General features: G+C 58.9%; 22 protein-coding genes, 1 tRNA gene and 1 pseudogene. 12 read left to right on the top strand and 12 right to left on the bottom strand.

What is annotated here, in order from left to right; translation table 11 throughout:
* Positions 1-22: 22 nt before the first annotated feature.
* Both F3J17_RS21725 and F3J17_RS21720 read right to left on the bottom strand, forming a co-directional pair.
* Positions 23-1,159 carry a slipin family protein gene (locus F3J17_RS21725; protein ID WP_167063512.1) on the bottom strand — a complete coding sequence of 379 codons (1,137 nt, stop codon included), beginning with the start codon at positions 1,157-1,159 and terminating at the stop codon, positions 23-25.
* Between the two features lie 260 nt (positions 1,160-1,419).
* Positions 1,420-1,492: transfer RNA gene (locus F3J17_RS21720), tRNA-Cys, on the bottom strand.
* Here F3J17_RS21720 and F3J17_RS21715 point away from each other — a divergent pair.
* Complete coding sequence (locus F3J17_RS21715; RefSeq protein ID WP_167063509.1) at positions 1,492-1,827, top strand: hypothetical protein; 336 nt, start codon at positions 1,492-1,494, stop codon at positions 1,825-1,827. The two genes, F3J17_RS21720 and F3J17_RS21715, sit on opposite strands and share 1 nt — an antisense overlap.
* Before the next feature lie 2 nt (positions 1,828-1,829).
* Positions 1,830-3,434: an RNA repair transcriptional activator RtcR gene (rtcR, locus tag F3J17_RS21710; protein ID WP_167063506.1), complete on the top strand. Its 1,605-nt coding sequence runs from the start codon at positions 1,830-1,832 to the stop codon at positions 3,432-3,434.
* 358 nt (positions 3,435-3,792) lie between these two features.
* Here the strand turns inward: rtcR and F3J17_RS21705 are convergent, their stop codons facing one another.
* The 3 genes from F3J17_RS21705 to adh all read right to left on the bottom strand — a co-directional run bounded on the left by F3J17_RS21705 (position 3,793) and on the right by adh (position 6,361).
* On the bottom strand, positions 3,793-4,272 hold the full coding sequence (locus F3J17_RS21705) for a GyrI-like domain-containing protein (protein WP_167063503.1): 480 nt from the start codon (positions 4,270-4,272) through the stop codon (positions 3,793-3,795).
* 102 nt (positions 4,273-4,374) lie between these two features.
* The gene (locus tag F3J17_RS21700) at positions 4,375-4,755 is read right to left on the bottom strand and encodes a DUF779 domain-containing protein (RefSeq protein WP_167063500.1); all 381 of its coding nucleotides are present in this window, start codon (positions 4,753-4,755) and stop codon (positions 4,375-4,377) included.
* Between the two features lie 85 nt (positions 4,756-4,840).
* Positions 4,841-6,361, bottom strand: coding sequence for an aldehyde dehydrogenase (gene adh / locus F3J17_RS21695; protein WP_167063495.1), 1,521 nt, complete (start codon positions 6,359-6,361; stop codon positions 4,841-4,843).
* Positions 6,362-6,692: 331 nt separating this feature from the next.
* Between adh and F3J17_RS21690 the strand changes: the two genes are divergently transcribed.
* The gene (locus tag F3J17_RS21690; protein ID WP_167063493.1) at positions 6,693-6,890 is read left to right on the top strand and encodes a hypothetical protein; all 198 of its coding nucleotides are present in this window, start codon (positions 6,693-6,695) and stop codon (positions 6,888-6,890) included.
* Positions 6,891-6,914: 24 nt separating this feature from the next.
* Here the strand turns inward: F3J17_RS21690 and F3J17_RS21685 are convergent, their stop codons facing one another.
* Complete coding sequence (locus tag F3J17_RS21685) at positions 6,915-7,232, bottom strand: hypothetical protein (RefSeq protein ID WP_167063490.1); 318 nt, start codon at positions 7,230-7,232, stop codon at positions 6,915-6,917.
* Between the two features lie 263 nt (positions 7,233-7,495).
* Between F3J17_RS21685 and F3J17_RS21680 the strand changes: the two genes are divergently transcribed.
* A complete protein-coding gene (locus F3J17_RS21680; protein ID WP_205194903.1) occupies positions 7,496-7,780 on the top strand; it encodes a hypothetical protein in 285 nt (94 codons plus the stop codon).
* Between the two features lie 111 nt (positions 7,781-7,891).
* Here F3J17_RS21680 and F3J17_RS36305 read toward each other — a convergent pair.
* The 4 genes and pseudogenes from F3J17_RS36305 to F3J17_RS21660 all read right to left on the bottom strand — a co-directional run.
* A pseudogene (locus F3J17_RS36305) lies at positions 7,892-8,131 on the bottom strand (transposase); the annotation flags it as partial.
* A gap of 30 nt (positions 8,132-8,161) precedes the next feature.
* A complete protein-coding gene (locus tag F3J17_RS21670) occupies positions 8,162-9,856 on the bottom strand; it encodes a DUF262 domain-containing protein (RefSeq protein ID WP_167063487.1) in 1,695 nt (564 codons plus the stop codon).
* Between the two features lie 2 nt (positions 9,857-9,858).
* Positions 9,859-10,587 carry a hypothetical protein gene (locus tag F3J17_RS21665; RefSeq protein ID WP_167063485.1) on the bottom strand — a complete coding sequence of 243 codons (729 nt, stop codon included), beginning with the start codon at positions 10,585-10,587 and terminating at the stop codon, positions 9,859-9,861.
* Positions 10,588-10,898: 311 nt separating this feature from the next.
* Positions 10,899-11,567, bottom strand: a complete 669-nt coding sequence (locus F3J17_RS21660; RefSeq protein WP_167063482.1) for an AAA family ATPase — start codon at positions 11,565-11,567, stop codon at positions 10,899-10,901.
* 1,091 nt (positions 11,568-12,658) lie between these two features.
* On the opposite strand from F3J17_RS21660, the gene F3J17_RS21655 reads away from it, so the two are divergent.
* The 5 genes from F3J17_RS21655 to F3J17_RS21635 all read left to right on the top strand — a co-directional run bounded on the left by F3J17_RS21655 (position 12,659) and on the right by F3J17_RS21635 (position 18,269).
* Entirely contained in the window at positions 12,659-13,978 is a 1,320-nt protein-coding gene (locus F3J17_RS21655) for an integrase family protein (protein ID WP_167063479.1), read from the top strand.
* A 130-nt stretch (positions 13,979-14,108) separates the two neighbouring features.
* Positions 14,109-15,089, top strand: coding sequence for a hypothetical protein (locus F3J17_RS21650; protein WP_205194902.1), 981 nt, complete (start codon positions 14,109-14,111; stop codon positions 15,087-15,089).
* A gap of 274 nt (positions 15,090-15,363) precedes the next feature.
* The gene (locus F3J17_RS21645) at positions 15,364-16,617 is read left to right on the top strand and encodes a phage/plasmid primase, P4 family (protein WP_167063475.1); all 1,254 of its coding nucleotides are present in this window, start codon (positions 15,364-15,366) and stop codon (positions 16,615-16,617) included.
* A 348-nt stretch (positions 16,618-16,965) separates the two neighbouring features.
* A complete protein-coding gene (locus F3J17_RS21640; protein ID WP_167063874.1) occupies positions 16,966-17,184 on the top strand; it encodes a helix-turn-helix domain-containing protein in 219 nt (72 codons plus the stop codon).
* On the top strand, positions 17,181-18,269 hold the full coding sequence (locus F3J17_RS21635) for an AAA family ATPase (RefSeq protein ID WP_167063473.1): 1,089 nt from the start codon (positions 17,181-17,183) through the stop codon (positions 18,267-18,269). Before F3J17_RS21640 ends, F3J17_RS21635 begins: the two co-directional genes overlap by 4 nt.
* Before the next feature lie 571 nt (positions 18,270-18,840).
* Here the strand turns inward: F3J17_RS21635 and F3J17_RS21630 are convergent.
* Both F3J17_RS21630 and F3J17_RS21625 read right to left on the bottom strand, forming a co-directional pair.
* On the bottom strand, positions 18,841-19,203 hold the full coding sequence (locus F3J17_RS21630; RefSeq protein WP_167063470.1) for a hypothetical protein: 363 nt from the start codon (positions 19,201-19,203) through the stop codon (positions 18,841-18,843).
* A 518-nt stretch (positions 19,204-19,721) separates the two neighbouring features.
* The gene (locus F3J17_RS21625; RefSeq protein ID WP_240161106.1) at positions 19,722-20,336 is read right to left on the bottom strand and encodes a hypothetical protein; all 615 of its coding nucleotides are present in this window, start codon (positions 20,334-20,336) and stop codon (positions 19,722-19,724) included.
* 1,087 nt (positions 20,337-21,423) lie between these two features.
* Here F3J17_RS21625 and F3J17_RS21620 point away from each other — a divergent pair.
* The 3 genes from F3J17_RS21620 (at position 21,424) to F3J17_RS21610 (ending at position 24,892) form a co-directional block, all read left to right on the top strand.
* Positions 21,424-21,837 (top strand): DUF6573 family protein, encoded by a 414-nt coding sequence (locus F3J17_RS21620; protein WP_167063463.1) that lies wholly within the window; start codon positions 21,424-21,426, stop codon positions 21,835-21,837.
* A 59-nt stretch (positions 21,838-21,896) separates the two neighbouring features.
* Positions 21,897-22,055 (top strand): peptidase, encoded by a 159-nt coding sequence (locus F3J17_RS21615; protein WP_167063460.1) that lies wholly within the window; start codon positions 21,897-21,899, stop codon positions 22,053-22,055.
* Between the two features lie 113 nt (positions 22,056-22,168).
* Positions 22,169-24,892, top strand: a complete 2,724-nt coding sequence (locus F3J17_RS21610) for a site-specific DNA-methyltransferase (protein WP_167063456.1) — start codon at positions 22,169-22,171, stop codon at positions 24,890-24,892.
* Position 24,893: the final 1 nt, after the last annotated feature.

Genomic DNA, 24,893 nt, shown 5'->3' with positions numbered 1-24,893 from the left:
GACGCTTTCTAGTTGTTATACGTTACGCCTTGATGCTGACCAGACCGTTGAGCACCTGATCCAGGCCGCCAAATACGGAAATCCGGTCGATGCGTTCGGCCACCCGCTCAAGCGTCTCCAGCTCCTTGAGGCGCAGCGCGGTCGGGTTCTCTTCCATCACCTTCGCCGTATTCAGCAGCGAGCGGGTCGCGGCCGTTTCCTCGCGACGGCGGATCACATTGGCCTGCGCCGCCTTCTCCGCCTCGACCACCTGCGCGAGGATCGTCTTCATATCGCCCGGCAAAACGATGTCTTTCACGCCGACACTGCGGATTTCCAGACCTGAATCCACGAGGCGCGAGCGTACCTGCGCGATCACGACTTCGTCGATCATCTGCTTGTCTTCGAGCAGCTCATCGAGGGTGCGTGTGCCAACGGCGGCGCGCAATGCGAACTGCAGTTCGCGATAGAGATGGTCGGCAGGCTTCTGCAATTGCCCGAAGGCGCGCAGTACGTCGGCGTAGCACCACGTCGCAGCAAGATTGAGCCGCAGCGCGACCTTGTCGCGCGTGAGGATTTCCTGGCCTCCCACCTCTAGCGCCTGCACCCGCAGATCGACGAGTTCGACCGCCACATCACGGCCAAAGCGCCAGAATGCCGAGAGTCCTGCTTCGAGAATACGCTCGACCTTGCCGTCGATCTTCAGCACGCCGACGTGGTACGCCGGCACCTGCGCAAGCAGTACGCCGTTGAGCCCCGCGATGCCGCGGGCGCGCAGCGCAGGCTGCATCAAGCGCTTTGTGAGCGCGGCGTCCAGTTCGCCGTTCTGCACAAAATCAACGCGATCGAGGCGGTGTTCCACCAGTCCGCGCCAGTACAGGCGGCGAGTGCCAGGCGGCAGAATCTCGACGAGCACGCCGTCCGCATAGCGCAGGCCCGCTTCGTCGTCGGCGAGATCCATGGCGACGAAGTGCTGCGCAAGCACGTCCTGCGCGTCGCGGCGCAGCCAGTCGGCCAGCGCGGCGTCGGCGAGCGGCGCATCGAGCTGGGCGGTCTGCACCGAAAGACGCTTGAACGGATCGAAAGCGCGGAACACGCCCGGTTCCAGCACCTTCACGAAATCGCCTTCGTTCATCAAGAGCGCGCGTTCGTTCTTTTTCACGACATGACGCATCCACATATTCGTTGTCCTTATTCTTTTCTTCATTGAGGCCGGCTGGCGCGCGCCGCACGGATCGAGGCGCGACGCGAACGGGTGAGCGGTCGAAGGTTCCAGGCTGACGGGTGCGGCGACATCCTGCTCAAGGTCGTCGCGCCCGTTCGCGCTGGCCGCATCGGCCGCCCAGCCGTTCGCGCGGCGCCGCAACCGGTGCGACGCGCGGCGGGCCTCACGGCCCACACCGGCGGGTAATGCTTATCGAGAATCTGTCCTTGCGGACAGCGTTCGAGCGGGATTCGAACCCGCTACCGTCCGGCTTGCGCCGGCTGCTCTACCAGGTCGAGCTATCGAACATGGTGGACGCTGCGGGAATCGAACCCGTACACGGCACGCCAGGCGCGTCCATTGGCCATCGTCTGTCCATAGCGACATGCGCTGCCGCGACGAAGCAATTCGGCGGCGGCGCACCAGCAAGGCTTTTGAACCTTGGCTCGTGGGCCAGCGGGACATCAGGCTGCACACTATTTAGCGAGGAGCGTGCCAATGCCCGTGAATTTGACCGAAATAATTCACAAGCCAATGAAATCAAAGGAATAATTCTTTTTCCTACAGATCTATCTGGTAGCGCGCAGCGTCGGGAATTCATCGCATTTCTATACAATCATCGCGCCTCTTATCTTTTTGGATAGTCATGCGCAAGACCGTTGCGATTGGTTTTCTCGGCACCGTGCTGGATCAGGGCGGCCGCGCGCCGCGTCGCTGGCAGAAGTGGCGACCGACAATTTCCCTCTGCTCACAACCGGATCGGCCGATCGATCGGCTCGAATTGCTGCACTCGCCGGACTACGACCGACTCGCCAATCGCATCAAGGAGGATCTGGCCTATCTGTCACCGCACACGGAGGTGCGTCTCACGCCCTTGGCCATCGGCGATCCGTGGGATTTCGAAGAGGTCTACGCGGCGCTGCATGACTATGCGCGCGGCTACGCGTTCGATCTGGAGCACGAGGATTACCTGATCCACATCACGACCGGCACGCACGTCGCGCAGATCTGCTGGTTCCTGCTCGCGGAGGCGCGTTATCTGCCTGCGCGGCTCGTTCAGACCGCGCCGCCGCAACGCACCGACGAAGGCCCAAGCGGACCCGGCACGATCTCGGTCATCGATCTCGATCTCTCGCGCTACAACCGCATCGCTCAGCGCTTCACGCGCGAGCGCGACGAAACCGTATCGTTTCTGAAAGCGGGCATCGCCACGCGAAACGCCCAGTTCAATGCGCTCATCGCGCAACTCGAACGCGTCGCCGTACGATCGCGCGCGCCGATGCTGCTGGTCGGACCGACCGGCGCGGGCAAATCGTTTCTCGCGAAGCGCGTCTATGAACTCAAGCGCGCAAGGCATCGACTCGCGGGACCGTTCATCGAGGTCAACTGCGCGACCTTGCGCGGCGATGCCGCCATGTCCACGCTTTTCGGCCACGTGAAGGGTGCATTCACGGGCGCGCAGACAGCGCGGGCCGGACTGCTTCGCGCGGCGGACGGCGGACTGTTGTTTCTCGATGAAATCGGCGAACTCGGCCTCGACGAACAGGCGATGCTGCTCAAGGCGATCGAAGAAAAGCGCTTTTTCCCAGTTGGTTCGGATACCGAAGTGATAAGCGATTTCGAACTCATCGCCGGTACGCATCGCGATTTGCGACAGATGGTGGCGGCGGCCACGTTTCGCGAAGACTTGTATGCGCGCATCAACCTGTGGACTTACGACCTGCCGGGACTCGCGCAGCGCCGCGAGGATATCGAGCCCAATCTCGAATTCGAACTCGACCGGTTCGGGCGGGAGCAGGGCGAGCGAGTGCGCTTTAACGTCGAAGCGAAGCGTCGATATCTCGCATTCGCCACCTCCACGGGAGCCGCCTGGACAGGCAATTTTCGCGAGTTGTCGGCCTCAATCACGCGCATGGCAACCCTTGCGGACGACGGCCGCATCACCGAAATCATCGCCAGCGAGGAAGTCGGGCGGCTCACGCGAACCTGGACAGGGCGGGGCGATGACGACGAACTGGTCGTAACGGTGATGGGCGAGGGCGCGGACGATCTCGACTTGTTCGACCGGGCGCAACTGGAGCGCGTACTCGAAGTTTGCCGCGTGTCGACGAGTTTGTCGGAGGCGGGCCGGACGTTATTCGCGGTCTCGCGACAAAGCAAGAAGCAGCCGAACGATGCGGATCGTCTGCGCAAATATCTCGCGCGATTCGGATTGGACTGGGACGAAGTGCAGCGCGCGCTCGGAGTCTGAAATCGGGTGGATTCAGGTGCAGAACAATCTATCCACACCACCCAGCGGATAACTCGCGCATAACCCCAGGAAATCGCTGTGCACGAATCGGGGATAACTTCAAACCTGGGAGAACTGTGGAAAAGTTGTCCCAGGCTGCCTGGGATTTTCCCGTTTACGCCCGCAGACTTATGAATTTTCCACAGCCTTGTTTACTCAATGGTTTTCCCCGGTTATCCACAGATTACCCAGGGACTTGTTAACTATTACTACGTTTACGTATACATAAATCTTAAAACCCTAAAGACGGTTCCCGTAAACGCAAAAACCGCTGGAAAACTTCTCCAGCGGTCTGCCCGCACCATCAAAACAGCACGCCTCAAGCGAGCGGAATATAGAGCTCCGTCTTGAGATCCTCGGGTGCGGCTTCGTCCGGCGTATTCAGATACACCTCGAAAGACGGCGCCGAAAAATCCGGCTGGCACCCAACCTTCTGCATACCGTCGTTGTAGAACCACATCCACGCCTGCTGCAGCCCTTGATACGGTCCAACGTGCAGCACCTTCGCGTGCTCACCGCCGCGCAACTGGAATTTCTCGACGGGCGAGATGATTTCCGCGTCCGTTTCCTCCGCCAGATGCAGCGCGGCCTTCGAACGTAGCTTCGACGCTTCCACGGTATTCGGATCGTCGTAATAGATGCCGACCATCTTCGCGCCGGCGGTGCGCACATTGCGCTCCGCGAGCCACTGCGCGAGCGTGTAGAACGCGTCGCCGATCTTCATATACGGGCCGATGTGACTGACGGCGAGCAGATCCATCGGCTCCAGGGTGACGAGTTTCACTTCGCGGTCTTGCATGATGGCGTCTCCAGATTCGGCGGCCGTAGCGGCCGCGCAGGGTGAATGCGCCTCAAGATAGCACCGCGCCTGCGCAGACGTTCTTAACCGGGCCGCGTCGCCTTAAAGCGCCACGCGCGCCACCGGATGCGCCTCCAGCCACGCATTCTCCTCGTCGCTATAAAGCCGCGAGCGGGTGAGAAAGCGCAGCCCGGTTGGCCGTTCCAGCGAAAACATGCCGCCGTTGCCCGGCACCGCGTCGATGATGAGCTGGGTGTGCTGCCAGTACTCGAATTGCGCTTCGGTCATATAGAACGGCACGCCGCCGATCTCGCCGAGTTGCACATCCGCATTGCCGACCATGAATTCGTCGCGGGGAAAGCACATGGGCGCGCTGCCGTCGCAGCAGCCGCCCGATTGATGAAAGAGCAGGGAACCATGCTCGCGCGCAAGCTGTTCGATCAGCGCGAGCGCGGCGGGAGTGGCGATGACGCGTTCGACCATGTCGCGATGCTCCTTGTCGATGAAACGAGCCGGGCGCCGCACGAGGCGGCGCCCGTTCTGACTGACGCGAACCGTGAGCGGGCGTTTAGAAGAAGCCGAGCGGCTTGTCGCTATAGCTCACCAGCAGGTTCTTGGTCTGCTGATAGTGGTCGAGCATCATCTTGTGGTTCTCGCGGCCAATGCCCGATTGCTTGTAGCCGCCAAACGCCGCGTGCGCCGGGTAGGCGTGATAGCAGTTGGTCCACACGCGCCCAGCCTGGATCTCGCGGCCAAAGCGATAGGCACGCGTACCGTCGCGCGTCCACACGCCCGCACCGAGGCCGTAAAGCGTATCGTTGGCGATTTCCAGCGCTTCCTCTTCGGTCTTGAAAGTCGTGACGGAGACGACCGGCCCGAAAATCTCTTCCTGGAAGATGCGCATCTTGTTGTGGCCGCGGAACACGGTCGGCTTCACGTAGTAACCGTCGCCCAGTTCGCCCGCGAGCTTGTTGCGCTCGCCGCCGGTCAGGCATTGCGCGCCTTCCTGCTTGCCCAGATCGATATACGAAAGGATCTTTTCGAGTTGTTCCTGCGAGGCCTGTGCGCCGATCATCGTCTTCGTATCGAGCGGATGACCTTGCTGGATCGCGGCGACGCGCTTGAGCGCGCGTTCCATGAAGCGGTCGTAGATTTTCTCGTCGATCAGCACGCGCGACGGGCAGGTGCAGACTTCGCCCTGATTGAGCGCGAACATCGCGAAACCTTCGAGCGCCTTGTCGAAGTAGCTGTCGTCGTGATCGAGCACGTCGGCGAAAAAGATGTTCGGGCTCTTGCCGCCCAGTTCCAGCGTGACCGGAATGATGTTCTGGCTCGCGTACTGCATGATCAGGCGGCCCGTGGTCGTTTCGCCCGTGAAGGCGATCTTGGCGATGCGCTTGTTCGAGGCGAGCGGTTTGCCGGCTTCCAGGCCAAAACCGTTCACGACGTTGAGCACGCCCGGCGGCAGCAGGTCCTGGATCACTTCGACGAGCACTAGAAACGATGCGGGCGTCTGCTCGGCGGGCTTGAGCACCACGCAGTTGCCGGCGGCCAGCGCGGGCGCGAGCTTCCAGGCGGCCATCAGGATCGGGAAGTTCCACGGAATGATCTGGCCGACCACGCCCAGCGGCTCATGGAAGTGATAGGCGACCGTGTCGTGATCGATTTCGGAGATGCCGCCTTCCTGGGCGCGCACGCAGCCCGCGAAGTAGCGGAAGTGATCGGCGGATAGCGGAATGTCGGCGGCCAGCGTTTCGCGCAGCGGCTTGCCGTTATCGATGGTTTCGGCGACGGCGAGCTTGTGCAGGTTTTGCTCGATGCGATCGGCGATGCGGTTGAGGATGTTGGCGCGCTCGGTGGGCGAGGTCTTGCCCCATGCGGCCTTGGCCTTGTGCGCGGCGTCAAGCGCGAGTTCGATGTCGGCTTCGCGCGAGCGCGGAATCGACGTGAAGGCGTGGCCGGTGATCGGCGAAATGTCGTCGAAGTACTCGCCGCCCAGCGGCGCAACCCATTCGCCGCCGATGAAATTGCCGTATTGCTTCTTGTAGGGGAACTCGGTCGTCAGAAACTGCATGTCCGCGTGATTCATCGATGTGCTCCTCGTTGTGCTCTGCGTAGTGTTCTGTATGGATAGGTTGGGCGTGCTTGACGCGACGCGACCGGTGCACGCTTACGCCAGAAGCGTGCCAGTGCGCCGCAATCAGGGCGCGAGCACGACGGGACGGCCTTTTGGGTGCAAAGGCGAGGGCGCTGGAGAGAAAACGGGCGATGACGCTGTATCGCCACGGCACATCGGTTGATGGACGTGCTCAAAAAAAGAACAGTCAGAGCCGATGCAACGCGAATGCGGCAGGAAAAAACCGCCGCGCGGGGCGCGCATACGGTAGGCTTTGCACCCGTAACAGCAAGGAGAGTCTGCAATGTCCGAAGAAACGTTTGTCTGCCGCAATCAGTCGTGCGGCACCCCGTGGGAACAAAGCGAAGTGGTGATCAAGAACGAAGGCCAGGGGCCGTTGTTCCGCTGCCCGATGTGTGGCGCGCGCAATTACCTCGAAGTCTTCGAGGACGATGAGGGCAACAAGGTCTACGAACAGGTCGACGGCAAGCCGTTCCTCTGATCGGCGCGCGCGCCTGCGCGGTCCTTAGAGGATCTCGGAGGCGAGCGAAATGCCAAATATGATGCCGCCGATCAAACCGAGCACGCGGCCCAGCAGCAGCAGGTTCAGATCTTCGTCGAGCAGGTTGGGGTCGCGCTTCTCGCGCAGCAAGGTGCGGTGCAGAAGAGGGCGCGGAAACAGCAGGCACGCGGAGATGAACGCCGGAACAGCCAGCCGGATAGCGGCGCTGTAATGGCGGTCGGAAGGAAAATCGAGCCAGACCGTCAGGACGACCAGAAGCGCGGTGAGAATGCCGCCGACGATCGAGCCGGCGACGAGTTTGTCGGTGGGATGCCCGTGCATGTTTGCTGCCTTCGGATAGAAAGTGCGATAGACGGGCCATCATCGGATTTCCGTCAGAAAAGACCTATCGGAGCAGTCCGAAAACGCGGCGCGCCGAGCATCGCGCGTGCCCATGCGCTCCCAGAAACACCTTTCTCCCCCTATCCGTTCGAGTAGGCTGGCGATGCCTCCCCGACGTCCTACAGTTACGTCATACGATAAGAAACACGTAGGGCTTGTCGGACTCGCAGGACTGTCGAACATTCAGCCCGGGGGGGCTCGTCATGACATTCGTTGAACAGGAAATCGCACACATCGCGCGCGTGATGCCGCAATCGCTCGTGGGTGACTTCGAGGAAGCGGTGATGGGTCCCGAATACTGGCGTCGGCGGCTGCATGCGCTGCTCAAGCAGAATCACCTGACGCATGTGCAACTCGTGACAGTGGATACGCTGCTTCGTCAGCTCGACGGCTTCGAGACGCTCGGGCGCTGGATGCCGCAACCGAAGAAGGTGGAGCGGATGACGGTGCGCGCGCGCAAGGAGGCGCACGCGACAGCGGCGGTTTGAAGTCGCGCAGTGTAGGTGGAAGCCGCGCGGAAAAGCAAAAAGCCCGGTCAGAAGACCGGGCTCAGATTGCCGACCAACCCCACGTTTTTTCGAGCGTGGGGTTTTGTTTTTTCAGGCGTAGGCTGGAAGCGTCAAGTTGAGCGCAATCCAGCCGCTGCGGCACAGACGTGCCAATGCGCGTTCCAGAGCGCCCCTGCGGGACCGGAGGCCCCGCCTTTTCCTTCTTCGCCGCAGCATCGCAATCTTTTTGATGTTCTGTGCAGCCGCAGCCAGCAGGCACTCCTCGGCTACCTTGCGCAGGCCCCGCATCCTCGCGTAGCGATGTCCGTGTAATTGCTTGGCATCGGCAAAGCCTAAATAGTGGTTCTTCGCGACGCACCTTTACTCATCGGAGTCCACTTCTTCCGAATTGCGTTCACCAGTCACGTCAAGAGCAAGCTCGAACTGAGACAGGTATTCGCGTTCCGCGAGGAGAATAGACTTCTCGCGATGACTGATGAACCCATCAAAGTTATCTGCTTTCAATTCAGCGAACGCTTCGTTCGATATGAAATGCGATTTTAGGATCGTCTGATCCTGTGGAGAGTTCGTAAGATGAAGGAATGCTCCGCGGGCATTGCGACTAAAGCCTTCAGGCAGTATCACGCGATTTGCCGGATTGGAGACCTTTGGTCTACGTTGGTTTGGGAAAAAGTACGGAATGTCGCGTGCCTCAACGTCGGCAAAAACTGCTGAGCCATCGATAGAATCTCCGTTCTGCGGATTTAGCGGACTGCCGGACATGATTTGTACTAGAAGCGAGGCGCGTACTCGTGCCGATCGCCTGTCAAAAGACTCCGGAAATGGCCGAATAGGACGTCCAAAGAAGAATTTCTCGAATTCTGCAATAGAATCTTCGGCGGAATGCGCTAGCTTCCGCATTAGATCGCCAGCCTTACGAAGGTCCGTGGTGTTTGCGCCGGCGAACCACCCGTTAAAGGAGGTTGCCCAAAACCATTTTTTCAGCAATTCCGTGTGAGGTACTTGGGAGTTTATCTGGTCCGTAGACAGTTCGCTGCAGTAAATCGCCAACATCACCACGATTGATGCGTACGGCAATAGGCGGCTGGTTTTAACGCCGATATTTTTTGACAGGAAATTCACGCTAGCCGATAGCGCAATTTCGCTATGCTCTACTGCTGGGCGCATGAGCTCATACGAAGTCCGGTTGACGATCTTTTCGTACGATGGCCGTGTGAAGTCGAGTCCCGCGAGTGCCAAAATGACCTGAAGAACTGTCCGCCGCTGGAGGTCGCCGAACCCACTGATCCGCAATTCGCCAAGAAGGTAGTCGATGGACCCGGCGAGATCGAAATCTCCCTCGGCCCGGTCCCTAAAGGTGAGAGCAGACACCATTTGATCTGGCGTCATGTCACGACCTCGCTGGTTTACACGAGAGAATATGGTGACTGCATCGTCGAGTGATCCGGACTTCATCACAATCATGGGGATGCGGTAGTCACGGATTGCGCGTTGCACAATATCAGCACGATCTAACAGTTCGTTGGCCGTGCTATCGTCGAATTCTCCTGAACTCGCGATGTCACGAGTGCGACGGGCAAAGTCCACTGTCCGCAGAACGCTTCGTAGAGGTAGAAGGTGAAGAGGTATTGGCTCATGAAAATCCTTCAGGTGAACGAATTGTTCAGCCCTCAGATCGTACGCTATCCACCAGCGCCAGTCATCCATCTTGACGCGGGGGTGGGATTCAGGAAGCCTCAATACGCCTAAAAGCGTTGCCAGCCTCTGGTGCCCATCGACAACGTACGACCTTAGCGCCGGGCCTGTTGCGGGGAGATCAATCGGGCCAATGGATGACAAGCTTGATATGTCTGCTCTCTCCGTTTGCCAGATAAGTAATGAGCCTATCGGATATCCCTTTACTACACTGTCGAACAGTTGAATCATGTCGTCAGGCGACCATACATATGGGCGCTGGAAGCGAGGTACTCGAAACTCGCCAGACATAAGGCTATCGAGAAGGTCGCTGATCGGCACAATCTCGGGCTTTGCACTTGCAGCCGGGAGGTTAGACATGCCTAGATCCTTTCGTAAATGGCCTTAATTAGGTTCGACAACTCAGTTCGATCGTGCGTATCTGTCAGCGACGGATCGTTCAGATTGGGGCGGTGCTGCTCTTCGACATACACGCCGGAGAGATTTCGGCCGAACCCTTCCATAAGAACGTTCCAGTCTGCTTCTGCAATCGTTTGAAACAGGCGCTTCTCGTACTCGTGAACGCTGGTGGATGTTAGATAGTCCATTTTATAAGGCACCGATGTTCGATCGAATTTGAAACCCTTCTTCATGTGATAGTGGAGTCTTTGTTCTTCCGTAAGCCGGAACAACGCATCGACCTTCCTATGGAACGCGGGTGAACCGTCAATCCGGCGAAGGCGTTCTGGCGGAATGTAGCTTTCTATCGAGCGTCGCCGCAACTGATGGACGAAAGCCACAAGATCCATCGTTTGCTCGATGATAGTGGCATTGGGAGTTTCACCGGGATATCGAGCATCATTGTCCAACAGCACACAAAGCCATAGGCGAAACGCCCGTTCATAGTCTCCGTTTCTCCTTGGCCAAACACCTTTCGAAAAAACGGCAGCGGACCGTGGGATCGAATCCTTCCCGCCGGCATGCCGAAAGATGAAACGCCCCCTTCGATAAGCTTGAATCAGGCGTTCAAAGCCGAGGGCCTTTGCCATCCAAAGCAGAAACGACCCGTCGAACCATTCATTCTCAACGATGACTTGGAATGGCGTTGACAAGAATACTATCGCATCGAGCGGGTGCACCCTCGTGTTGAAAGCTCCGAAGTTGACGACCCCACCTCGTCGACAGTCCTCGGTGATAGTAACGGACGTTCGGTCACACAGATCGTCGTATGAACGATTGGTGCAACTCATCCTCACAAGGTCCCGAACGTCGTGGGAGCGTTGTTGAACCCAGGGACTGGCTAGTATGGCATCAGCAGATTCCGCTGCCAGAACATGCCGCTGATCTTCCACCAAAAGAAGGATGACGTCGAGTATAGGGAACCATTTTGGATCAGCGTATACGGATGCTTCGACGACGATTCTCACAGTCCGCGCCCCCTTGCGCTGCGGCGCATCGCCGTCAAGTCGGAAAGCGCCTCCTCAAACACGCCGATCGGCCATGCGTCTGGATTTCCACGCGCGTCGAAGGAAATTACTCGCAAGGGCTGGGGCGGTGCTTCGTCGCCTTGCGCGTCTAGATGGTTGAGCGACCAAAGCTTTACACGTTCAGGTGCCACACCCTCTGCAATACGCCTCCGCACGCGCATGATGAATTGTTCGGAATGAGTCTCGACGAGACACGTGGCGGGTTGCCAATCTTGGCTGGTCGCAGACTGGACGACGAGGTCCGCGAGAGCGCCATGCGCGGCAGGATGAAGGTGAAGTTCCGGCTGTTCAACAATCAAGATTGGAGATTTGATGCGTCCTGCGCGGTAGGCGAAATGTTGTACGACGACGGGTAGGCTTTGAGAGAAACCGGCACCGGTGTCGGCGAGGCTGACCTGCAATCCGGTCGCTTCGTCTGCGACCCGAACTTGCGGTTGATCGCCGGTGATGTCGACTTCGATCTGCTGTCCCATTGCGCTGCCGAACCACTCGCTAACCTTGCGCGATAGCTCGCCGCCACGACGCAATCTATCGTCGGCGAGGATTTCCAGTGCGCGCTCGCCTTTGGGGCCAAGCTCGCGAATATTTTGATTTGGCGTGCGCATAGTTGGGCTCGGCTCAGCGCGGAAGGGGCCAAGGTAGGAAGGCGCTGGCAAAGCTTGTCTAAACAGAGTGAGCACAGCTGCAAGTTCAACACGGGCCTGATCTTCGAGGCTATCAAGACTGGGAACAGGCCGGCAAAACTTAGCCGCGTCTGTTGTGCTTCGGAGCCTTTGACCCGGGTGTTGAACAACGGGTGATCGTTTGTTAATTCCTCGACGTCAGAGATCTCGGCGTTAAAGAGGGCATCGTCTCCGGCTTTCAACAAGAAGCTTTCAATCGCAAGTGATCTCGTCTCGTTGACATACCTTAGCGTCGTCTCAAACGTGTAAGACCTGTGATCATCAGCGATCTCCGCCCCAAGCGTAAACGGCAGCGCTCCTCGTGAATTCACCAAATCTTGGAACGTTGCTGCGTGCTCAACTCCGCCGGCAGCTAGATCCAGAGGGCCTTCCGCTTGCTCGCTGATTGCACTAGATAGCAAAAGTGGGAGACGGGAGATTACACTTTTTCCGCTGCCATTTTTACCGATGATCAAAGTTATCGGCGCAAGCTCGATGCGCTGACGCTCCTTAAAGGCGCGATAGCGGTTGCAAATCAAGGCTGTCAAGCGCATTTGTGCTCCAAAATGGCATGCGGCTACGTTGATTGGGTGATGAGGCCTTTTAGTCAGGACTCTCGGCCCTGAATTGTAGAGTCTCACAGCGCGGCGGCGGGGTTTTTGGTTTGTATCCTCGCGGTGTCGGTCGACACGGGATCCAAGGCTTTCAGCGGAGTAACGGGGCCGGCGGCCCCCGTTTCGACATAGGCCGGAAATAGCAAAAAGCCCGGTTAGCTTTCGCAAACCGGGCTTCGTAATGCTTGGTGGGGCGTGAGTGACTCGAACACTCGACCTACGGATTAAGAGTCCGAGCAAGTGGATATTCCTGAGTGTTGACGGAAACTCATAAAAATCATTGTTGTCCTTGTAAATGAAGGGCTTGGACGGGTTTTGGTTACACGCATCAGTTGATTGTTGTTGCCCGAAATTGCTAAAATTTGGTTACATGGTGGTTACACGGTCGGCGTGTAACCCGGCAACCAGACGACGGTGACGATGGCAAAGGTCAATTTCACGGCAGGGCGTATCAGCGGGCATAGCTGCCCCGCTGGCAAGTCTCAAGCGTTCATTTGGGATAGCGGCGCGTCCGGCTTGGGCCTACGCGCGACGGCAGCGGGCGGGCTGTCCTATATCTACCAAGGCAAGCTAAACGGCGGCACGGTCCGCGTTACGATTGGCTCGCCGAAAGACTGGGGGATTGACGATACGCGAGATGAGGCGCGTCGCCTGCAACGCCTCGTTGACGCCGGAAAAGACCCGCGAGAAGAAGCAGCCGAGCAGCGCGCCGCTCACGAGGCTCGGAAGGCTGAAGCCCGCCGACAGGATGTGACCTTGGGCGAGGCGTGGGCGGTGTATCTAGAGGCTCGCAAGCCCAATTGGAGTGAGCGCAGCTATGCCGACCATGTACGTCTTGCCGCGCTCGGCGGGGTAGATAGAAAGCGAGGTGGCGGACGGACCGTAGCCGGACCGCTTGCCGTCTTGATGCCGCTGAAGCTGTCCGCGTTGACCGCTGAACGCATAACTGAGTGGCTGGCAGTCGAATCTGAATCCCGCGCGACTTCCGCAGCGCTCGCATTTCGCCTGCTGCGAGCCTTTATCCGCTGGGCAGGGGAGGTACAGGAATACCGGGGCACTATCCCGACTGATGCCTACGCGGCGCGAAGCGTCAAGGATGCGGTCCCGCGCACGCAGGCGAAGGAGGGCGATTGTCTGGAACGTGAACAATTGCCAGCCTGGTTTGTCGCCGTAAACCAGATTGGCAACCCGGTTATATCGGCCTACCTGCAAGCGCTATTGCTGACAGGCGCACGCCGGGAGGAAATGGCTGGTCTGCGTTGGACTGATGTGAAATTTCAGTGGCGCAGGTTAGTCATCGCCGACAAGGTAGAGCAGGAGACGGGGCGGACTATTCCGCTGACACCTTACCTTGCTTCCTTGCTGGAGAAGTTGCCCCGCCGCAACGAATGGGTATTCTCAAGTTTGAATGCAGCGGAAGGTAGGTTGGTAGAGCCTCGCGCGGCGCACAATCAGGCGCTCAACGTCGCTGGCTTGCCGCACGTGTCGTTGCACGGGCTGCGCCGTTCGTTCGGCACGCTGGCCGAGTGGTGCGAGGTACCTGTGGGTATCGTGGCGCAAATCCAAGGACACAAGCCGAGCGCGATTGTCGAAAAACATTATCGCCGCCGCTCGCTAGACCTGCTACGCAAGTGGCATAACCAAATTGAGGCATGGATGCTTGAACAAGCAGGCATCGACCTCAAGCCGGAGCAATCGGCGCAAAGCGCGTTCGCCAATGAAACCTCGCCGTTAGAATAGGCGGCGGTCACAATTGACCGATGGAGCAGAAATGCCCCAGACCGGCAAGCGAGGCTTGCCACCGCGAAGTTTTGTGCGAGGGTACAGAGTGAGTGAAGCAGTTAGCCGTCCCGATGATGGCGGTCGATTCGTGAGCCTGTGGGAACTATTCCCGCAAATCGGGCAGGCTGAAAAAGAATTCGATAACGAGGCCGCACGCTACCTGGTGTCGCGCCTCGAAAGCGACCCGACCGGCATCAACGACATCCGTCGCCGTGACGAGTCGGGCGTCATTCTGCCGCTCAACATGAGCGCCCGCCTGCATCTCTTGCAGCAGCTCGATATTTTCGCCAAGCAGGGGACGCTGTTCGACGCCGACGACACGCCCAACGATAAAGCTCAACCTCTATTCGAGCGCTTCGGTTTCTACTCATCCGACATCTATCCGTTCCTCGCCCGCAATGACGTTGCCGTTTTGCGCCCCGGTGACGAGGGTTCCGAAGGGCGAATTTTCCCCGATGGGCGGCGTATCCCGAGCTGGATACTTGCCTATGACGGTCAGGCATGGCTAACACGCAGCCGGGCCGTAAAAATTCTCATTGCGGGCACCAAGGACGCCGACCTCTGGCCCCCGCAGTACAACGACGTATTCTCCAAGTGGGATGAAGCGCTCGAAGATGCGATTGACCGCGACGAGATTGCGGTGAAGAAAGTCGCGCGCAAGCCGATGCTCTCGCACTCCGACATCCGAGCTTGGTGCGAGCAGCACGGCTACGTCTGGCCGCTCGAAGCGCGGGATGCCGAACCAGCTGTCAATCGGACCACCACCCCGGTTCCTGGCCAGCCAACACAGCAGCCTGCGGATTCGGCGTCGAGCAATCAACGCACGAACGACGGCGGCACGACAAAGCGCGAACAGCAGATTCGAGCTATCGAGGCGATGGCCGACGACGAGGGGTATTCGCGCCAGCAAATCCCCGACGGCGGCAAAACGAAGCTCCGTGACCGGTGCAAAGCTGAGTATCCAGGTTTGTTCGGCGCGGGTGATTCTCCGTTTGACGATGCCTGGAAAGCCGCGAGCAAAACCAACAGAATTGCTATGGCAAACCGAAACAAATTCGCCGGTCGGTAATGGCCGTAGGGCGTAAATACCCTACCACCCGAGACTTGCGCCCCCACATACCCCCCACCCGATAGTTCGTCCAACGCCGAGAACACGGGCATGCAAGGCGGGGTTCTCGGACGAACGTTGGAACGAATTCGGCACGTTCATAACGCTCGTTCGAGACCCGCCGCGTCTGGTCCAACGCAGTCGTTGACATGAACATTACCAAACTCAATTCGCCCCGCTTTATCTCCGATAACCATCAAATCGCCATTCTGGCCGTCGCTGTGGAGGTGTTCGCATGAGCGCCGCCAACACGTTCAAGCCCATCGGCTTCGCAGAGATGCTGGCAGATACTGGGAACTACGCTTCCTCGGGTGGCCTCCTGTATCACTGGAGAGGCACGCACTGGACGGCGGTAGATTACGACGGTGCCGTGCGCCTCGCGCTGGAGTGGATAGTGGACGGCGAGCACGGCGTTGCTAATGCCACGAATGCCGTCTCTGCCTACAAAACCGCAATGCTCTGGCTACCCGAGCTTGCTGACCCGACGGATAGGGCTGTTATTCCCGTCCGAAACGGTTATCTGCACATCGACGGTGGCGTTAGCCTGCGTCCGCACGACAAGACGCTGAAGCTGCGCCACGTCCTGGACTGCGACTACGTACCCGGCGCACCGGCGCCGCGCGAGTTCGCCGCGTTCCTCGAGCGCATCCAACCCGACCCTGACTTGCGCTCACGCATTCAGGAATACATCGGCTACACGCTGCTGCCCGATACCCGCTTTCAGCGAGCCCAGCTTTGGGTCGGCTCTGGCGCGAACGGCAAGGGGACGCTTGCGAATCTCGTGCAGGCGCTGCACGCCCGCACCGCCGCCGTCCAGCTCGACCGGCTCGAAGGGTTCCGTCTGTCGAATATGGTGGGCGCATCGCTCATCTACTGCGACGAGGCCCCACAACGCAACATCAACGAGCCAATCATCAAATCGCTCATCGCAGGCGAGACGGTGCAGATAGACCGCAAGTACCGTGACCCCCTCTCGATGCGAATCACGGCGAAGTGGTTGGCGCTCGCGAACCATGTCCCAGCTATCAGGGACACATCCAACGGCTTCTGGCGACGTTTTGACATCGTGCCTTTCGATGTCGAAATACCGGCCAGCGAGCGCGACCCGATGCTCGCGAACCGAATCATCGCCCACGAACTGTCTGGCGTTCTGAATTGGGCACTAGAGGGGCTGATGCGACTGCTCGCGCGAGGTCGCTTCGACGAGTGCGAGCCGGAGGCAATTCAACGCGCTATCCGGTCGGCTCGCATCGAGACGAATTCGGTTCAGGCGTGGACTGATGACCGGAGTATCGGCCTGAGCGCGTCCGTCGATACATCGAAGACGGTGGTCTACGGGGCATACGCCACATGGTGTAAGAGCAACGGTATGGTTCCCGACTCATCCCCGAGGTTCTGGAAGCGGCTGCCCGATGCGCTGGGCAAGGTCGATGAGGGCCGCATGACCACCGGAGCCGGACGCATCCGAACCTGCAACGTCCGGCTGTAAGCGCCGTTCATCCAGATGCAACGAGGCCATCGCAGTTTGCGGTGGCTTTTTGCTATCTGCACGCCCAGCGGCGATAACAGCTCACGTGCAACGTTTCCCCGCCAAAGCCGGTCAGTCTGGTCACGACGGTCACGCGATGAGATGCCCGGAACCTCCGGGGGCGTAGTCGGGTGCAAATACCCCACCGCACCACTCTTGCGACCCCACCATCCCCCCACTTGATAGTTCGTCAACGCCGAAGAAAACAGCCGCACACAGCGGAATGCTCGGATGAACGTTGAAACGAATTCGGCGCGTTATCAACAGACATTCGAGCCCCGCTGCGCACGGCAAGATGCAATCGTTGACATGAACACGACCAACCATTTTTCGTTTAGCTTCAACCGTGACGCCATTCAGGCTGTCGTTCCGACTGACGTCGCCGCCGCCGCACTAAACCGCCGCCCGCAGACCCTGCGCAAATGGGCCTGTCTGGAAAACGGCCCGATTCGCCCGGTTCGCATTAACGGTCGTCTGGCCTGGCGCGTCGCCGATATTCAGGCTCTGCTGGGTGGGGTGGCAGCATGAGCGCGAAAACCAACGTGAAGAACCCGGCCGCCTGCACCGCCAAGCCGGAACTAGCACCCGTGACGAAAGCTGTACGGCGCTCGCTCAACGTCGTGTCTGCGGCCGATTTGCCCAGTACCTATGCCTCCCCAGATGAACTGGTGCAGGGATTGCTCACGACCGGCGGAAGCAGCATGTTGTATGGGGATTCACACTGCGGCAAGACGTTCCTTGCCATCGACCTTGCTGCCGCTATCGCCCGTGGTACCGACTGGATGGGGCGACGCGCCGAACAGGGTCTGGTGCTCTACCTCGCTGCCGAGTCGCCGGAATCCGTGCGCTGCCGCCTTCAGGCTTATCAGAGGCATCATGGTGTTCGCGTTCCTAACTTTTTCATCGCACAGAAAGCGATAAACCTGTTTGCCGATGATGTCGATATGGAGGCCATCGTCGCCGAAGTCCAGGCGCTGGAGGCTGAACACGGGCAGCCGGTACGGATGATTGTGGGCGATACGCTCGCACGTCTGAGCAGTGGAGCAAACGAGAATATGGGCCAGGATATGGGGCGCGTCATTGCGCGCATCGACCAAATTCGCAGCGCGTGCAGTAAGGCGCATTTCATGCTCATTCACCACACCGGCAGAAATGCCGCTGCGGGTGCGCGTGGCTGGACTGGCTTGCGCGCTGCGGTCGATACAGAAATCGAGGTAACTGAGCAGGCTTCGGGGCGGTGCGCGAAAGTGACGAAGAATCGCGACCTCGGTTCCAAAGGGGAGCTTATCGGCTTCACGCTGGAGGTGGTCAAGGCCGGAAAGACGAAGTGGGGAGCCGTGGCGACGAGCTGTATTGTTGTCCCGGCTGATGCCCCCAAAATTCATAGTGGCTCAAAACGCGGTCGCGGCTCAAAGCCCGACACAATCAAGGGCAGGGTCATATCGTTCCTGCGTGAGCAAAAGGGCGGAGTACAGAAATCGGCTGTCGTCGCTCACGTCATCAAAGGTGGCGGCGCAGAATCATCGGTGTATCGCGAGATAACTAGCCTCGTGAAAGCCGGGAATCTTCGTGACGTGGATGATGTCCTGTTTGTCACCGGCGCTACGACGTAAATCAGGTACATAGGGGGCGTGCAGGTACCCGTGCCGAGCACGTACCCGGCGTACATCTAGGTACGTACATACACATCTATGTATAGATGTGTATGTACGTACCTAAACGTGGTGTGCGCAACGAGAGCCACGTGAAGGGTTGTAAAACCCGGCTGACCAGGAAAATGCTGAACAGCAGCACGCCATCAGAACTGCTTCCTGGCTGCCCGCCTTTTGTCTGGGGGCGAGCATATAAGTCATCGCTCACGACAGCGATTTCATTCGCCCGCTCTGCGCGGGCGATGGGCAACCAGGAAGAACGGTGAGCGACGGCAAGCTATCGCATTGCAGAATCCTGAGCATCGCAATCGCGGGCGCAGCCCGTGGAGGCTTACCCATTTCTCTTGCCGCGCCAGCAAATTTGCGGGCAGGTCACTCGCCCCATCGGTGGCGAGTGGGCTGTCTGCCGATTGCGGACGCGCGTGACGGCGCACACCAGGCCCGGGTAAGCCAACCGTCATACATCCACGACAGACGGTTATTTCCCGATGAACAGGAAATTCGACGCGCCGAGCCTTACCGGGCAACTATATTATTTTGACTTTCTTTTGAGGACAAGTTTTCCGTTCCCGCACTCCACCTCTTCGTAATCTTTGCAGATTGCGATGATTAGCCCGATTCCTATCGTTGCGGCCGCAATGATGGCCGCGATTTCCATTCCACTCATTGCCGCAACAGGCGCGGCAGCGAAGCCCAATGATAATCCAGCTGTTTCGGGCGCTGCTATCGCAGCCAAACCTACTACAGCGACAATCCCCGCTAAAGCCACTCCGCTTAACGTGGCAATTTTCTTTGATTTTACGAATTTATCAGCTAATTCGCCAACAATGATAATTTCAGGTTCTTTATTTTCTTTGGCGCGCTCTAACTGCTCTTTTGTTGATACTGTTGCCATATCTACCCCGTAGCAAGTTATGTGAGTTATATCAATTCGTCGCTTTTGCACTATAGCGTATCCCCAAAACCGTGGGACAGGCTCCCAGCCCTGTCCGCAGTGCTTCCGCATGAAGGGCCATGCTGCGTGAAGGCTGGCCGGGAATTCGCGGGCGAGTGGTCTGTCTGCTGATTGCGGACGCGCGTGACGGCGCAGACCCGGACAGGGTAAGCCTTCGCTGCATCGAGCGACGACACGCCGCGCCCATGACCGCGATGACCAGACTGACCGGGTTCGCGTCGAAATCCGCTCGCACAAAAAGCACCGCCCCCGCCAGATGCCTCTGGGGGAGCGTTACCCAATCCAATCTTTTCGCGCCGAGACCGAGTTGCATTCTGCGCGGCGGATTCCATCGAATTAGAAGGTTTCCGCGAAGGAGTTCACGAGTACAAGCGGCGGGTCAATGCCGCAGGCTGGGGAGGTGTCTCCCCCCGTCGATACCTGTCTTTCCGCTGGCCGGGGCATGAACGCCCAGGCCGTCAGGCAAACACGATGTCCTCAAATCTGTATAGCGTCGTCTCGAACCGGATGAGCGCATCGAGCGCACTCTTTTTCCATCCTTTAGCAATCAGGTCGCGCGTGAGCTTCGCGCGAAACGCGCGGGTACAGACAAAGATGACTTTTCCCCATCTCAAACCCGCGCCCAGCAGTTTCGAGCCCGAGGCATCCGCTGCGTCAGCGGCAACGGTATCAAGCCATTTCAGCAACTTGGCATAGTCCTTTGCGTTCTTCCGTGAGCGCTCGACTTCAATCCAAAAAATTTGCTTATCCGCTCCCCGCAGCAGGACGTCAGGCTTTTGGGCAGTAATACCGTCTCCAATAACGGATTTGCCCTGGGACAGCTCACGCTCAGACTCGATTTTGTATCCGTCGAGTAGCCCGCGAATCGCAATCTCGTTTGCAATCGTGCGATGCCGGAAATGCGCTGAGCTAAACGCTCGCACCAAATCCTTACCCGTGGTTGCCGCAATCCCTGCCTGCTGCAATCGCCGCGCTCCAGCTTCAGCCAAAGCATAAATCACGCTGCCGTCCGGCCCCTGACCATGCAGCACCTGGTGCGCCTCGATAAGCCTTCGCAGCGTGCGTTGCGCCATCCTCACATCGGACGCGGTGGCGACCGGTGCTTCTAGGTTTGGTTCGCCAGTCGCGCCTCTACCCCAGACTGGGCGTAGGGCCGCGCAATCTCGGGTTATTAGGAACCCGAAACGTGAGAGCGAGCGCAATAGCTTTTGCTCCCGCTCTCTGGCAATGATGCGTCCGTCCCGCGCTGTCACGAAGTATCTCCAAATGTAGTGTCGATATTTCGTATAGCTCGAAACACACAGCATCCCGTGTTCACCCTCCTAGTCGACGGAGGGTGAACACGGAAGACGAAGCCGCTATCGCGGCGAGCCACCATTCCCTTTTCACAAAACTGGACGTTTTGCCGGGCATTTTCGCTACTGGACGTAGCTCATGTCTCTAAAAGCAGGCGCCCCACGCTGCGCGCGGGTAAGGTACTCAACCCGCATCGCTGAACGCGACGCAGGCTCCCGGCCTAGGGCCTTCGGTCTCTGCTGCGCGACGACTTGACTACCTTACCCGCGCGAAGCTCGGGGCGCGGACTCCGTCCCCATCCGGCTGCCGGGTGCTGAGGGCACCACTCTGGAGACTGGGGTCTCCAACGCCGGACGGCCCCCCTGATGCACGTCATTGGACCAATGCGGGCATTGGCGCAATGACGTGGGCGGCGGCTGGACGCCTTGCCCCTCAGCGCGTATCGCGCTGCGGCACCTCTACGTCGCCGTCCTTTGGCCGACTCCTGCGCGCCTCCAGCTCGCAAGCCACGCACGACATGCGTCGTGCATAGGTCGCGGTCTACGGCCGCGACAGCGTCTTCGTCGTGTGGAGTGACGTTGCCGCCGCACTTCCCGACTGTCCCGCCCAACCGGCAGCGACCTTCCGCCATTCAGCCAGATAGACAACGCCGAGCGCTTCGCGCGCGTACTCACCCGGTCCCTACGGGCTGCGGCTTCCGTTCGCGACATTGTCTATCTGGCTGACTAGCGGGCAGTGCGCTCAGGGCGAAACACTCAGGAAAAACGGCGGCAGAAGCAACACGCCACCCCGCACGCCGAAGACCGGGAATCGGTTCAATGCGGGCTCAGATCTTGGAATCCGGTCAGCTTTGGAGAAAGCACTATGGAAAAACGAGACTGTCTGCAAGACCTCTTCGGTGAAGTCATTTCGGCATACGCGCGCGCGCAGGCAATCGCGGACGGCGTACTGATTGATGTCACGGCAGAGGCAATCGACGCGGGCTTCAAGGTTCCCGTGGCACTAACAGCGGCGGTTTGGGCGGACGTGGTGGCGTGGTCAGCCGAAGACAGCGCAAGACAAATCCAGCAGGACGAACGCGGGCGCTTGAGCGACCTGCTGTGGTCTGCCGTCACCCTGGCGCGCTACCACACGGGCAACCGTATGCCTTTTCAGCATCATCGCGTGCCGCGCGGTGGAAATGGTGTGTGTCGCACACCGATAGCCCTCGTGATGGTCATTGGCCCAGGTGACAACGCCGAGCCGGTCGTGACTTTCATGTTCCCAAGCGACGACTGATTTTTCCGCCCCGTTGATTTCGGCGGGGCATTCAACCACTGCTCAACAGGAGAGCGACCATGTCACAAACCCCGATTAACCCCGCGACCGGCCTGCCGATGACCGATGACGGTTACGGCGGCGTCGATGTCGGCGGCAGCCCTTACGGCACCGACATTCACGCGCACCATAACCCGTGGTTCTCCGCAGATTTTGGATGGACAGGCAACGGCTTTTAATCCTGTCTAGCCGTATCGCTGCGCGGCGCCTCGGCGAATGAATGACCGCTCCAAGCCGAGGCGGTATTATCTGACGTTATTCAGATGACCAGCGATGGGATAAAGGAGCCCCTGTGAGCGACACGTCAGCCCAATATGAACATAAACAAGAAGCGGTGCAACGCCCTGACGTCGGTGTCCAGGACCAGTTCAGCATCAAGAAGCCGAACCGGGTCTATATCTACGATTCCAGCCTTGACCCGTCTATGTCATGGGACGAGAACCGCGAACGCGAACTCGGCGAGTGGCTCATAGGCCTAGTTGCCCGCTGCGCGGAGGAGGGCGAGGCGGCGGTCTTTACGTCGCCGCAAGTTTGGAAAGGGGGCGGAGTTCAGGTGCAGTCTCTCAAAGCGGCGGCAGGCTTGCTGAAGACCCTATCGAAACCCTTCCTGAACTGGGCTGGCAAAGCTGAACGGCATCAACTCAGCGTGCCGACCACACCGCTATTTGTGCACGAGCGTCATTCGACCAAGGCCATCCTAGAAGGCATCAAGAACCGCAAGGCGAAGGGCACCAACCTTGACCTGTTTGGCGACCCGCAACTGGACGTGACCGACCGGCTGGATGCCTACGAGCACAAGGGGCCATGGCAGAACCGCATGATTTTGGGCGATAGCCTCCAAGTCATGAATTCCATGCTGGAATTTGAGGGCTTGGGTGGTCAGGTGCAGATGGTGTATATCGACCCGCCCTATGGCGTGAAATTCGGCTCCAATTTCCAGCCATTCGTCCGCAAACGCAACGTAACCCACGGCGCTGACGAAGAAATGACTCGGGAACCCGAGATGGTAAAAGCCTATCGGGACACGTGGGAGCTGGGCCTACATTCGTACCTGACTTACCTTCGCGACCGGCTAATGCTCGCCAAGGAATTGCTCGCACAAAGTGGCAGTGTTTTTGTTCAAATCTCCGACGACAACCTTCATCACGTTCGCGAGGTAATGGACGAGGTGTTCGGCACGCAAAACTTCGTATCGGTCATTACGGTCAAAAAAACTGGGGCGCAGACCTCCAATCTTTTGCCTCCTGTTGCAGACTACTTGGTATGGTATGCCAAAGATGTGACGCGGGTTAAGTTTCGCCAGCTATACCAGCCCATGGCGCTAGGAGAGGGAGATAGCACAGGCGCCAGGTACGACCAAATCCTTATGGACGACGGCAAGGTAGTTCCCGTTTCTGCTTACGAAGGGGAGGGAGGGCGACACTTCCAGCTAATTTCTCTATCCTCGAACCGACCCGCGAAGGAGCATGAAAAATGGGCAGTCGACTTCGAAGGAAAGTCGTACTATCCCCCCGCCAATAGAACATGGACAACAACGGCAGAGGGCTTTCAGCGATTGATTGCAGCGGGGCGTATTCAAGGAACTGGGGCGACTCTTCGCTATCGTCGGTTCTTCAATGACTTCGCACTCAATGTGCTAGGGAACGTCTGGGCGGACGTGGCGGGCTCACCCGAGAAGCTTTATGTCGTTCAAACTTCCCCGAAGGTCATCCAAAGGTGCATGCTGATGTGTACCGACCCAGGAGACCTCGTGTTTGACCCGACCTGCGGGTCGGGCACGACTGCTTATGTGGCAGAACAGTGGGGCCGCCGATGGATTACCTGTGACACCTCACGAGTGCCCTTGGCCTTGGCTCGCCAGCGCATGTTGACTGCCACCTTCCCCTACTACGACCTTAAGGACCCGAAGCTCGGCCCGGCAGGTGGCTTCGTTTACAAGCGCAAGCAGAACCGTAAAGGCGAAGAAATGGGCGGCCTGGTGCCGCGCATCACGCTGAAATCCATTGCCAACGACGAGCAAGCGGCAGTCGAGGTGCTGGTGGACCGGCCGGAAGAACGAAAGGAAGTGGTCCGCGTCGCCGGGCCCTTCGTCGTCGAAGCTACCATTGCTCCCGCACAGGTAGTCGATGAATCGGAGAATGCCACCGACTCCTCGAGCAAAGGCGCCGGGCCGACAGTCGGCGGGCCGATGGCAGTCTCCGGCGATGCTGCCACCCATATCGAACGTATGACCCAGGTGTTGCGTCAGTCCAAGACCCTGCACCTGCCGGGCAACCGGGAACTGGTGCTGGAACAGATTCGTCGCACCAGTGACGGTGACATCCTGCACGCCGAAGCGGCCGACGCGGACGGGAAGCGCATTGCCATCGTCTTCGGCCCCGAATCTGGTGCTATCTCAGCCGATATGGTGTTCGGAGCCGCGCGCGAGGCGCATTTCCTGCGGTACGACCAGTTGTATTTCTTTGCCTTCGCCATTCAGGCCAAGGCGCGCGAACTCATTGAGGAGCGTAACAAGGATGGAGCCCCCAAGCTACGCATTCAGTGCACCTATGTCGCAGTGACGCCGGATGTGGCAATGAGTGACCTGCTGAAGACCACGCGTGCCTCAGAAATCTTCTCGGTGACTGGTCTGCCGGACGTAAAGCTGACCAAGCTCACACAGAAAAACAGCGCGGGCGAGACACTCTATCAGGTGGATGTGAAGGGCTTGGACATCTTCAACCCGGCCGATATGGCGCAAGAATCGGTCGATGGAGGGAACCTGCCTTGCTGGATGTTGGACACCGACTATGACCCTTCGGGTTCCTTCTACGCGACCCAGGTGTTTTTCCCCAAGACGAGTTCCTGGGACAATTTGCAAAAATCGCTAAAGGCGAGTTTCGATGAATCGGTGTGGTCGCACTTGGCCGGGACTACGAGCGAGCCGTTTGTGCTTGGGGAGCGACACCGCATTGCGGTCAAGGTAATTGATGAGCGTGGCAACGAGTTGATGCGCGTCATTGAGAACATTGCATAAG

This window comes from Burkholderia sp. Ax-1719 (genome assembly GCF_011753055.1).
GTDB lineage: Bacteria > Pseudomonadota > Gammaproteobacteria > Burkholderiales > Burkholderiaceae > Paraburkholderia.
This window is presented reverse-complemented; position numbering and strand designations above follow the sequence as displayed.

Coding starts and splice junctions, on each gene's coding strand:
- F3J17_RS21725 (WP_167063512.1), bottom strand. CDS start 1,159: ATGTGGATGCGTCATGTCGTGAAAAAGAACGAACGCGCGCTCTTGATG.
- F3J17_RS21715 (WP_167063509.1), top strand. CDS start 1,492: ATGGTGGACGCTGCGGGAATCGAACCCGTACACGGCACGCCAGGCGCG.
- rtcR (WP_167063506.1), top strand. CDS start 1,830: ATGCGCAAGACCGTTGCGATTGGTTTTCTCGGCACCGTGCTGGATCAG.
- F3J17_RS21705 (WP_167063503.1), bottom strand. CDS start 4,272: ATGCAAGACCGCGAAGTGAAACTCGTCACCCTGGAGCCGATGGATCTG.
- F3J17_RS21700 (WP_167063500.1), bottom strand. CDS start 4,755: ATGGTCGAACGCGTCATCGCCACTCCCGCCGCGCTCGCGCTGATCGAA.
- adh (WP_167063495.1), bottom strand. CDS start 6,361: ATGAATCACGCGGACATGCAGTTTCTGACGACCGAGTTCCCCTACAAG.
- F3J17_RS21690 (WP_167063493.1), top strand. CDS start 6,693: ATGTCCGAAGAAACGTTTGTCTGCCGCAATCAGTCGTGCGGCACCCCG.
- F3J17_RS21685 (WP_167063490.1), bottom strand. CDS start 7,232: ATGCACGGGCATCCCACCGACAAACTCGTCGCCGGCTCGATCGTCGGC.
- F3J17_RS21680 (WP_205194903.1), top strand. CDS start 7,496: ATGACATTCGTTGAACAGGAAATCGCACACATCGCGCGCGTGATGCCG.
- F3J17_RS21670 (WP_167063487.1), bottom strand. CDS start 9,856: ATGTCTAACCTCCCGGCTGCAAGTGCAAAGCCCGAGATTGTGCCGATC.
- F3J17_RS21660 (WP_167063482.1), bottom strand. CDS start 11,567: ATGCGCACGCCAAATCAAAATATTCGCGAGCTTGGCCCCAAAGGCGAG.
- F3J17_RS21655 (WP_167063479.1), top strand. CDS start 12,659: ATGGCAAAGGTCAATTTCACGGCAGGGCGTATCAGCGGGCATAGCTGC.
- F3J17_RS21645 (WP_167063475.1), top strand. CDS start 15,364: ATGAGCGCCGCCAACACGTTCAAGCCCATCGGCTTCGCAGAGATGCTG.
- F3J17_RS21640 (WP_167063874.1), top strand. CDS start 16,966: ATGAACACGACCAACCATTTTTCGTTTAGCTTCAACCGTGACGCCATT.
- F3J17_RS21635 (WP_167063473.1), top strand. CDS start 17,181: ATGAGCGCGAAAACCAACGTGAAGAACCCGGCCGCCTGCACCGCCAAG.
- F3J17_RS21630 (WP_167063470.1), bottom strand. CDS start 19,203: ATGGCAACAGTATCAACAAAAGAGCAGTTAGAGCGCGCCAAAGAAAAT.
- F3J17_RS21625 (WP_240161106.1), bottom strand. CDS start 20,336: ATGGCGCAACGCACGCTGCGAAGGCTTATCGAGGCGCACCAGGTGCTG.
- F3J17_RS21620 (WP_167063463.1), top strand. CDS start 21,424: ATGGAAAAACGAGACTGTCTGCAAGACCTCTTCGGTGAAGTCATTTCG.
- F3J17_RS21615 (WP_167063460.1), top strand. CDS start 21,897: ATGTCACAAACCCCGATTAACCCCGCGACCGGCCTGCCGATGACCGAT.